Source organism: Marivirga atlantica, assembly GCF_016734805.1.
Taxonomy (GTDB): Bacteria; Bacteroidota; Bacteroidia; order Cytophagales; family Cyclobacteriaceae; genus Marivirga; species Marivirga atlantica.
Map to the genome: position 1 here is coordinate 18,077 of NZ_JAERQG010000008.1, position 9,609 is coordinate 27,685.

A 9,609-nucleotide genomic window follows, 5' to 3' on the forward strand; every position below is an offset into this window, starting at 1 on the left:
GAGGCAATACCTATTTGTTTTATTAAGTATAAGATCAATAAATGAAACGCGAACAAACTGCAGAAGAAGAATTAGCTAACAGCCTTACTCATGGTTTTGGTATATTATTTAGTGTGGTTGCTATCTCTCTAATGATTACATTTTCCGTAATTAACGGAAGTTCGTTGCATGTATTAAGCAGTGCCTTTTTCGGTAGTGCATTTCTTTTGATGTATACTTTTTCCACGCTATATCATGCTATTCAGCATAAGAAAACAAAAGCATTGCTACGAGTTTTCGATCATATTAGCATTTATATTTTAATAGCAGGAACTTACACGCCCTTTTTATTATTGGGGATAGGAGGGATGCTAGGATGGGTAATGTTTGGAGTAGTTTGGTTAATTGCTTTCCTGGGAATCTTTTTTAAGATATTCTATACACACAGATTTCCGAGACTTTCACTTATTCTTTATTTGGGAATGGGATGGATTGCAGTTTTTATAGCAAAGTCACTTTATCAATCGTTACCAACACACGTGTTATTTCTTTTATTGGGAGGTGGTATTAGCTATACCATTGGCACCATATTTTACAGTAATAAAAAGATGTTATTTGCCCATGCCATATGGCATGTTTTTGTACTAATTGGTACGATAACACATTTTATTGCAGTAATGTATTTGCTTTAGCTTTTTGAAAGCTTAGTCTCTTACATTCAATAACTTTTTTAATGACTCTAAAGCTTTGGTTTCCATTTCATGAATCAAACCATCTGCCATAATCACTTCATTTAAGTCATTCATAATACGGTTAGCATTTACATGCTTATCTTTAAAATGAAGATAGTTATGGTAAATGATGTGGTTGATATCAGAATCATTTAATTCTTGATAATCATCCTGATAGGAGATAAAAGTTGACCTTAGCTCATCAGTATCTTCTATATCAGGGAAGTAATCTTCCATTTTAGATAAGATAACTTCAATTTCGGCTGATTTAAGGCTGTAGTCAGAGTTACCAACATGTATCAATAGAAATAATATGAATTCCTGATATTGATCGAATATATGTTGCTTTTCCATTTTAGGTTTTTGTTTATGTAAAGCTACTCTTAATAACTAAAAGTAAAAAAAAAGGCTTTATCATATCGATAAAGCCCTTGTTTTCTTCTAAGAATGTATGTGTTTACATAGATTACATCATTCCACCCATGCCACCTGGCATACCACCTGGCATTCCGCCACCAGCTGGTTCATCTTCTTCTACATCTGCAACTACACATTCGGTTGTTAATAACAAGCTTGCGATTGAAGCAGCATTTTCAAGTGCCAGTCTTGTAACTTTTGTTGGATCGATAACTCCGGCCTCAAACATGTTTTCGAAAACATCTGTTCTAGCATTGTAACCGTAATCATCTTTTCCTTCTAGCACTTTTTGAATAACTACTGATCCTTCACCACCGGCATTAGCAACAATAGTTCTTAATGGAGATTCAAGAGCTAATTTGATAATGTTAACACCGGTATCCTGATCAAGGTTCTCAGTTTTTAAACCTTCAAGAGCAGCAACAGCTCTTAATAATGCAATTCCACCACCAGCTACTATACCTTCTTGTACAGCTGCTCTGGTTGCATGAAGTGCATCATCAACTCTGTCTTTCTTCTCTTTCATTTCAACCTCAGTTGCAGCACCTACATAAAGGATAGCCACACCACCAGAAAGTTTAGCTAAACGCTCTTGTAGTTTTTCTTTGTCGTAATCAGAAGTTGTGTTCTCAATCTGCTGTTTGATTTGGTTTACACGCGCTTCTATATCTTCTTTTTTACCATTACCGTTAACAATAGTAGTATTGTCTTTATCGATAGTGATTTTTTCAGCGGTACCTAAGTAATCTAATGTTGCACCGTCTAACTTATAACCTCTTTCTTCAGAAATTAAAGTTCCACCAGTTAAGATAGCTATATCTTCAAGCATAGCTTTTCTTCTATCACCAAATCCAGGAGCTTTAACGGCAGCAATTTTCAGAGATCCTCTGATTTTGTTAACTACTAATGTAGCAAGTGCTTCACCCTCAACTTCTTCCGAAATAATTAATAACGGCTTACCAGTTTGAGAAACAGCTTCCAAAACAGGAAGTAATTCCTTCATGTTAGCAATCTTCTTATCGTAAATAAGGATATAAGGATTGTCTAACTCTGCTTCCATTTTTTCTGTGTTGGTTACGAAGTACGGAGATTGGTAACCTCTGTCAAACTGCATACCTTCAACAGTTTTTACTTCAGTTTCAGTACCTCTTGCTTCTTCAACAGTGATCACACCATCTTTACCAACTTTATCCATTGCCTCAGCAATCATTTTACCAATCTCTCTGTCGTTATTAGCAGAAATAGTACCTACTTGCTCAATTTCGCCACTGTTAGAGATTTTCTTAGATTGCTTCTGAAGGTTTTCAACTACTGCTTTAACAGCCTGGTCGATACCTCTTTTTAAATCCATTGGGTTAGCACCAGCAGTAACGTTTTTGATACCGTGCTTGTAAATAGCTTGTGCTAAAACAGTAGCAGTTGTAGTACCGTCACCAGCTTCATCTGCAGTTTTAGATGCTACTTCTTTTACTAACTGTGCACCCATATTTTCAATAGCATCCTCCAGCTCAATTTCTTTTGCTACAGAAACACCATCTTTTGTTACGGTAGGTGCACCAAATTTTTTGTCAAGTATTACATTTCTTCCTTTAGGACCTAATGTTACTTTAACTGCATTTGCTAACTTATCAACTCCTTTTCTTAAGCCATCTCTGGCTTTCAAGTCAAATGAAATATCTTTAGCCATAATATTTTTATTTAATAATGTTTAGTTTAATGATTATAGGACAGCGAATATGTCAGATTCACGCATAATTAAGTAATCAGCACCTTCGTGGTTTAATTCAGTGCCAGCGTATTTTCCATATAAAACAGTATCACCCACTTTTACAGTTAAAGGTTCATCTGGCTTACCATTACCAACGGCTACAACAGTACCTTTTTGAGGCTTCTCTTTAGCTGTGTCAGGAATAATAATACCTGAGGCTGTTTTTTCTTCAGCAGCAGCAGGTTCAATTAGAACTCTATCCGCTAATGGTTTAATTTTTACGTTTGACATTTTAGTTTTTATTTGATTAAGTTGATTCTATTTTAAATCTGTGATGCAAGTAGCATTTTATGTGCCATACCTTAATTAATGCCATTTTTACAGATGTTCTGAGGCCTTTACTGACACACTTATTTCATGATTTCAAATAACTGATTATTTGTCAGTAGTTATTGATTTTTGGGCATAAAAAAAGGGATGCAGATACATCCCTTTTAATAAATGATATGTTTTTAAATTAGTTGCTGGTTGAATCTTCTTGAAGTGACTCTAAACCTTCAGCGCTTTCTCCTTCAGTTTCTTCACCTTCTGCCGGTAGAAGACCTTCTTCGCCACCACCTTCTAAACCAGGTAATAAAGTTTCGTCTTGTACTTTCTCTAAGTTAGGACTTGTGAAACCTGTATCAACTTGAGTGGTTTTAATAACTATTGAAGATGATAAGCATAATACCACTAAGCTTATTGCTAATACCCAGGTAATTTTTTCTAAGATATCTCCGGTTCTCTTAACACCAACTATTTGACTAGCACCAGAACCACCAAATTGGCTTGATAAACCACCACCTTTAGAGTTTTGAGCTAAAACTACCAATACAAGTAAAATGGCAACTAAGATTATTAATGTGATAATTAACGTTAACATGTATTTATTCTTCTGATTTTAATTTCTTGATTTGATCGGCAAAGTACGTCTTTTTTTGTGGAAATTTCCAAATTAATTTCTTGTAAATATCAATTGCCTTCTCTTTTCTATCTTGTTTTACCATCAGTTTGGCCAGCGTTTCTGATATAACATCATCGGATAGGTGAGTGCTGGTTTCTGATAAATCTTCGATTGCACGTTTGGCATCAACATTATGATTAATCATTTTTTTGTTAATGCTAGGCTCTTTTTCAATAAAGTTTGTGATCAGGTTGATTTGCTCTTGAAGATGCTCATCGCTAATGGCCTTGATTTCTTTTAGCTTAATTTCATCAATTATTGAATGATGTTCTTCGCTATTTACTGCCTCTTTTTTTTTTGACTTAGCTGTTGATGTGGTTTTCCTTTTGGAACTTGTAGTTTTTGCTTTCGTCTCGGCTTTGCTAGTGGTGGTAGTCTTTGTAGTGGCTTTAGCTTTTCTGGTTGTTTTAGGCTTTGCGGATGATTTTACCTCCTTCTTAGTTTCTGCCTTAACCGATTTTATAGTATCATTTTCAAGCTTCGATAACAGTGTTTTATACTGTTCTTTTGATTTCTTAAGCTTGTCCATTTCTTGGTACAGCTCTTCGAAAAATGAATCAGGTAAATGTTGATCATTTACTTTTATTGTTGGAACAGCCTGATCTTGCTTTATAATGCTTACAGTAGGTTTAACAGCCTTTTGTTCAGGTGTTTTGGATGTTGGTTTTTCATCAGGAGCAGCCAAAAGTTCTTTTAGATGCTTTCTGTCAAAAGTGTAAATGGCAGAGGATTGTAAATGCTGCTTATGATTTTTCGTTTCAAAATTAGCTGCACCTATTGTTAACAGGGGAGTTATGGCCTGAAAATAAGGATACTCCTTTTTAACTGCTTTTGCGTGTTTGTAATCCTCTTTTTTTAAAAGGTGTGGTTCGTTGAGTAGTATGGTCAGCCTTTGTTTATCCACTTAGGTTTATTTAAGGTTCGATAAATTTACAAAAAATTACCAATTAGCAACGGTGGCATTAAAAATATCTACAATGATCTGATCAGTGATCTCATCAATCAGTTGCTCTTCAATTGAAGTTAATGGTGCATTTGATGGGTCATCGGCATAAAACGAAAAACTTTTATTCTGAAAGTTAAAGGTTTCATCTTTGGTGTTTACATATGTTACTTTAACTGTAATAGTCAAACGTTGAGCTGAAGCACCATCTGCAATACCTTGCGAATTAGAGGCCGTTACCTGAATAGGAGCAACTCTATAGCCTGTAATCAGTCCTTCAATTTGTAAATCCCCGTTATTATCTACGAACTCCAAGTTTGTATTCTGAGAATAATAGTCTCTGATTTTTTCAGTAAAAGTTTGCTGCAAACTTGGTGGTCCGTTTCCGGCATCATTGTAAAAATACTGAATGGAGATAGTTTTTATATCAGGAGAAATGGAAGCTCCGGTAAAAGAGTAAACTCCACATCCACTAAGGAAGAATACGGTAATCAGTAAAAGCAGTGAATTAATTCTGGAGATCATATTGTTTGATTTTTCTGTATAGAGTTCTTTCAGATATCCCCAAATCTTGTGCCGCATATTTTCTTTTGTTGTTATTCTTCTCAAGAGCCCGCTGAATCATCTCTTTTTCTTTCTTTTCTAATGATAGAGATTCTTCCTCAATTTCATGATCGGCATCTTGTACTTCTTCTATATCATAATTGTTTCTACCTTCTTCTTTTGAGTTCTGAATAAGGTAAGGGTAATTCTGGCTTTCTACTATATCTCCAGGTTCCTTAGAAGATGATTTTATTTCGAATAAATCCTGATGCTCTTTTAAAATTTCATCGCCATTGTAATCATCATTTTTCAATACGCTATGAACAAGCTTTTTCAGTTCTTCTACATCATTACGCATATCAAAAAGGATTTTGTAAAGAATGTCTCTTTCTGAAAATCCATCGTTACCAGAAGTAGAAGATTTATCGCCAGTGTATATGGCAGGCATCATATTTCCTTCTTGAGGAAGGTATTTCATGAGTCTTTCAGCATCAACTTCCTTTTCCATTTCCAGTAAAGAAATCTGCTCAGATATGTTTTTAAGCTGTCTTATGTTACCTGGGTAACGAAAATTCAGTAATACTTTTACGGCTTCAGGAGTAAGCTTTATGGGGTTTACTTTATACTTCTCTGCAAAGTCACTTGTAAACTTTCTGAAGAGCAATTCTATATCATTACCACGCTCACGAAGTGGTGGCACATAAATAGGAACTGTGTTTAATCTATAATATAGGTCTTCCCTGAACTTACCTTTTTCAACTGCTTTTATCAGGTTTACATTGGTAGCTGCAACAACACGAACATCAGTTTTATTAACCTTGGAGGCACCAACTTTTATGAACTCACCATTTTCAAGCACTCTGAGTAATCTGGATTGAGTAGGCAAGGGCATTTCACCAATTTCATCCAGAAAGATGGTTCCACCGTTGGTCACTTCAAAGTATCCTTTGCGTGAATCATGAGCTCCTGTAAATGCACCCTTTTCATGACCGAATAACTCAGAATCAATAGTGCCTTCAGGAATTGCTCCACAGTTAACAGCTATAAATGACCCATGCTTTCTTGCACTTAGCTGATGTATTATTTTTGAGAAGGACTCTTTTCCAACACCACTTTCACCAGTAATAAGCACAGTCATTTCAGTAGGAGCTACCTGCATAGCAACTCTTATGGCATGGTTTAACTGGTCAGCGTTACCAATTATTCCAAATCTATTTTTTATCGTTTGAATATCCACCCTGGCTTATTTTACTGGCTTACCAATTAAAGTTGCCCCTGTACATTCTTCAACAAATACGTCCACATAATCGCCTTTCTTGAAATTCTCTTTAGGAAAAATAACAACCTTATTAGCGGTGTTTCTTCCTTGAAGCTGTTCATCGGATCTTTTAGAAGTTCCTTCTACCAAAACGCGATGTACTTTATTTAAATCTCTCTGGTTTCTTTCTAAAGAATGTGCTCTTTGTTTATCAATAATTTCCTGAAGTCTTCTTTTCTTGATTTCAAGAGGAATATCGTCTTCGTATTTTTTAGCCGCCAAAGTTCCCGGACGCTCTGAATAGAAGAACATATAAGAGAAATCATATTTCACATAATCCATTAAGGTTAATGTTTCCTGATGCTCTTCTTCAGTTTCGGAACAGAAACCAGCGATCATATCTGATGAAATACCGCAATCTTCACCAAGAATATCTCTAATGGCATCCACTCTGTTAATGTACCAGTCTCTGGTATAAGTTCTATTCATTAACTCAAGTACGCGTGAATTTCCACTCTGAGCAGGCAAATGGATGTACTTACAGATATTGTCGTACTTCTTCATGGTATAAAGTACTTCATCTGTTATATCCTTAGGGTGAGAAGTAGAGAACCTTACTCTTAGTAAAGGACTTACTTTGGCAACCATCTCAATAAGATTCGCGAAATTGATAACCTCAACTTCTTCCTGCTTTTCTTTCTTTTCAAGCCTTGCTTTATTATTTACCTCTGGTGACCATTTATAAGAGTCTACATTTTGACCTAATAAAGTTACTTCTCTGTAACCTTGGTCAAATAAATTTTGAGCTTCTTGCACGATAGAATAAGGATCACGACTTCTTTCTCTACCTCTGGTAAAAGGTACAACACAGAAAGAACACATGTTATCGCAGCCACGCATAATAGAAATGAAGGCTGTAACTCCATTAGAATTAAGTCTCACAGGGCTGATGTCTGCATAGGTTTCTTCCCTGCTCAAGAAAGTGTTTACTGCTTTATCTCCATCATCAACTGTTTTTACCAAATTAGGTAAGTCACGGTAAGCATCAGGGCCGGCAACTAAATCAACAATCTTTTCTTCTTCAAGAAGCTTAGTTTTTAGTCTTTCAGCCATGCAGCCTAAAACTCCAATCTGCAGGTCAGGCCTTTCAGCTTTTACTTTATTAAATTCAGTTAATCTTTTACGAACAGTTTGTTCAGCTTTTTCTCTAATAGAACAGGTATTTAAGAAAACAACATCTGCCGTATTAACATCGCTGGTGGTGTCAAAACCGTTATCTTTCATGATAGAGCTTACAATTTCACTATCTGAAAAATTCATTTGACAACCGTAACTTTCAATATATAGCTTTCGCTTTTTACCTGTATTTTCTTCTTTAGAAATTTGAACGCCACAGCTCTCATCTGTAGCCTTATCCTCTGCAATAATGTCTAAATCCTTGATCAATTCACTCATCAGAAACTAAATGATTTTTATTTTGCGAATACTTTGCAATTGTTAGGGCAAAGGTAAAAAATTAATAATGGAAAAATGACATTATGGCAGTAGTTTTTACAGCTCGAGTATGTTTTTAATTGCCTCTGCTTTCAGCTGGCATTCGGCATACTCCGCTTCAGGGTCGGAATCATAGGTTATTGCACTGCCCACTTCAAAATTTAATTTGAGCGTTTTAGCATCGAAATAAATAGAACGGATCACTACATTGAAATCAAATACTTCATTGCTTATGTAACCAATGCTGCCAGAAAATACAGATCTTTTTACGTTTTCGTAGTGATCAATTAGTTCTATAGCTCTTTTCTTTGGAGCCCCAGTCATGCTGCCCATCGGGAAGGCCTTCTCAATAATGTCCACTACATGGGTTCCGGGTTTTGGAATGCTGGCAATTGTACTAATCATTTGGTGGACATATTTAAAGCTGTAGATACCAAATAACTCTTCAACTTTCACTGAACCTGGAATGGATGATTGAGCAAGATCATTACGTACCAAATCAACTATCATCATGTTTTCAGCTCTTTCTTTTTCACTACTGTAAAGCTCTTCTTTTAGTTGATTATCAGTTTTTGTCTCTGATGAACGCTTTGCTGTGCCTTTAATAGGCTGACTAATAATTTTGTCATTTTCAAATTTGATAAATCGTTCTGGGGAAGCGCACAGTACATATTTGCTATTACACTTTAAGAAACTCGCAAAGGGAGTGGGAGAGTGTTTTGACAGTTTGAAAAATGTTGCTAATGGGTTAAAATAAGAAGCGCTAACTTCATAATTTATGCAGAAGTTAATTTCATAAATATCCCCTTCCAAAATATGATTTTGAAGTTTTTTGACTGTGTTTATATATTCATCTTCATCAAAAAAAGCTTTGAAGGAATGAATTTTATTATGGTCATCAGTCCATTGCTTATTTTTTAAGTATAATTCAATTTCTTGCTTAATATCATAAGCATTTTGAGAGGTGATTTGAACATTTTTGTCATCAAAGTCAATTACAGCTTTAGGTTTAAAGAAAACTGAATTTGGCCAATTAATTTGAGCAGTATTTTTACCTATTACTTGATGGGTTTGTTCTTTAATGTCATAAGATAAATAACCATACAATTCAGTATTGAGCTCATTTAAGCGATTTTTAAGACTTTGAAATACATTTTGATTGTTAATTGGTATCTGCTCATCTGCAAAAACTAATCTATTCGGGAAAGTTGAATAGGGATAATCCACAGTATCGGAAGGATTAAAGAATAGACAGTAGTTGAACTGCTGAGCCCATTCAACTATTAATTTTTTCTCTGTTTTATTCTTTAATGTGAGTAGTGCTTTAATCATATAAATCTGATTACAACACAAAAGTGCATAAAAAAGCCCTATCTGTTAAATAGGGCTCAAGAAATTAAAACTAATGTCTCGTCCTGAAATAGCGTTACACAAAAGAATGTGTAATGAAAGAATATGTAAAAAGAACCCAGAAGGACTACAGTTTATCCTTAAAGCTTCAAGTAGTTTGGGAAGTTGAATCAGGTGAATTGT

10 protein-coding genes are annotated in these 9,609 nt (G+C 35.1%); 1 reads left to right on the forward strand and 9 read right to left on the reverse strand.

The window, feature by feature from the left end:
• Window positions 1-41: 41 nt before the first annotated feature.
• Window positions 42-671, forward strand: a complete 630-nt coding sequence (gene trhA, locus JKP34_RS18030) for a PAQR family membrane homeostasis protein TrhA (RefSeq protein ID WP_201924710.1) — start codon at window positions 42-44, stop codon at window positions 669-671.
• A gap of 12 nt (window positions 672-683) precedes the next feature.
• Here the strand turns inward: trhA and JKP34_RS18035 are convergent, their stop codons facing one another.
• From JKP34_RS18035 to JKP34_RS18075, 9 genes are all read right to left on the reverse strand, one after another.
• Window positions 684-1,064 (reverse strand): TerB family tellurite resistance protein, encoded by a 381-nt coding sequence (locus JKP34_RS18035; RefSeq protein ID WP_201924717.1) that lies wholly within the window; start codon window positions 1,062-1,064, stop codon window positions 684-686.
• Window positions 1,065-1,176: 112 nt separating this feature from the next.
• Window positions 1,177-2,814 carry a chaperonin GroEL gene (gene groL / locus JKP34_RS18040; RefSeq protein WP_201924719.1) on the reverse strand — a complete coding sequence of 546 codons (1,638 nt, stop codon included), beginning with the start codon at window positions 2,812-2,814 and terminating at the stop codon, window positions 1,177-1,179.
• 33 nt (window positions 2,815-2,847) lie between these two features.
• The gene (locus tag JKP34_RS18045) at window positions 2,848-3,126 is read right to left on the reverse strand and encodes a co-chaperone GroES (protein ID WP_201924721.1); all 279 of its coding nucleotides are present in this window, start codon (window positions 3,124-3,126) and stop codon (window positions 2,848-2,850) included.
• 226 nt (window positions 3,127-3,352) lie between these two features.
• Window positions 3,353-3,757, reverse strand: a complete 405-nt coding sequence (gene secG, locus JKP34_RS18050; RefSeq protein ID WP_201924723.1) for a preprotein translocase subunit SecG — start codon at window positions 3,755-3,757, stop codon at window positions 3,353-3,355.
• A gap of 4 nt (window positions 3,758-3,761) precedes the next feature.
• Window positions 3,762-4,742, reverse strand: coding sequence for a hypothetical protein (locus JKP34_RS18055; RefSeq protein WP_201924724.1), 981 nt, complete (start codon window positions 4,740-4,742; stop codon window positions 3,762-3,764).
• Between the two features lie 36 nt (window positions 4,743-4,778).
• Window positions 4,779-5,306 carry an LPS assembly lipoprotein LptE gene (lptE, locus tag JKP34_RS18060; RefSeq protein ID WP_201924726.1) on the reverse strand — a complete coding sequence of 176 codons (528 nt, stop codon included), beginning with the start codon at window positions 5,304-5,306 and terminating at the stop codon, window positions 4,779-4,781.
• A complete protein-coding gene (locus JKP34_RS18065) occupies window positions 5,290-6,561 on the reverse strand; it encodes a sigma-54 interaction domain-containing protein (RefSeq protein ID WP_201924730.1) in 1,272 nt (423 codons plus the stop codon). Before JKP34_RS18065 ends, lptE begins: the two co-directional genes overlap by 17 nt.
• Before the next feature lie 6 nt (window positions 6,562-6,567).
• A complete protein-coding gene (miaB, locus tag JKP34_RS18070) occupies window positions 6,568-8,037 on the reverse strand; it encodes a tRNA (N6-isopentenyl adenosine(37)-C2)-methylthiotransferase MiaB (protein WP_201924731.1) in 1,470 nt (489 codons plus the stop codon).
• A gap of 96 nt (window positions 8,038-8,133) precedes the next feature.
• The gene (locus tag JKP34_RS18075) at window positions 8,134-9,408 is read right to left on the reverse strand and encodes an anthranilate synthase component I family protein (RefSeq protein ID WP_201924733.1); all 1,275 of its coding nucleotides are present in this window, start codon (window positions 9,406-9,408) and stop codon (window positions 8,134-8,136) included.
• Window positions 9,409-9,609: the final 201 nt, after the last annotated feature.

Excerpts from the sequence above, each read along its gene's own strand:
- miaB (WP_201924731.1), bottom strand. The coding sequence starts at position 8,037 with ATGAGTGAATTGATCAAGGATTTAGACATTATTGCAGAGGATAAGGCT.
- JKP34_RS18045 (WP_201924721.1), bottom strand. The coding sequence starts at position 3,126 with ATGTCAAACGTAAAAATTAAACCATTAGCGGATAGAGTTCTAATTGAA.
- JKP34_RS18075 (WP_201924733.1), bottom strand. The coding sequence starts at position 9,408 with ATGATTAAAGCACTACTCACATTAAAGAATAAAACAGAGAAAAAATTA.
- lptE (WP_201924726.1), bottom strand. The coding sequence starts at position 5,306 with ATGATCTCCAGAATTAATTCACTGCTTTTACTGATTACCGTATTCTTC.
- JKP34_RS18035 (WP_201924717.1), bottom strand. The coding sequence starts at position 1,064 with ATGGAAAAGCAACATATATTCGATCAATATCAGGAATTCATATTATTT.
- secG (WP_201924723.1), bottom strand. The coding sequence starts at position 3,757 with ATGTTAACGTTAATTATCACATTAATAATCTTAGTTGCCATTTTACTT.
- trhA (WP_201924710.1), top strand. The coding sequence starts at position 42 with ATGAAACGCGAACAAACTGCAGAAGAAGAATTAGCTAACAGCCTTACT.
- groL (WP_201924719.1), bottom strand. The coding sequence starts at position 2,814 with ATGGCTAAAGATATTTCATTTGACTTGAAAGCCAGAGATGGCTTAAGA.